We start from the raw sequence: 229 nt of genomic DNA on the forward strand, positions 1-229 counted from the left end.
TTATTTCAACCTCACCATTAGTGCGCTCAAAGTAGTTGTTTTCAACCAAGGTATAGGAGTCAGTTAAAGAATAATGACTTGTACCTATTCGTAGTGTTTCGCCACCATTGGATCCAAATGTAGGACGGTAGCCAAAATAATTATTGTCAATTTTGTGATGATTTTGTTGGCTTTGAGGAGTATTTAATCGAACAGCGACTGTCACACCTTTATTTCTTTTTCCCACTAG

General features: G+C 37.1%; 1 protein-coding gene. It reads right to left on the bottom strand.

Translation table 11 applies throughout. The features are described from left to right. On the bottom strand, window positions 1-229 hold a 229-nt coding region (locus R2R70_RS23695; protein WP_410979447.1), incomplete at both ends, for a chondroitinase-B domain-containing protein.

The sequence above is a fragment of the Cobetia sp. SIMBA_158 genome, from assembly GCF_046566945.1.
Taxonomy (GTDB): Bacteria; Pseudomonadota; Gammaproteobacteria; order Pseudomonadales; family Halomonadaceae; genus Cobetia; species Cobetia amphilecti.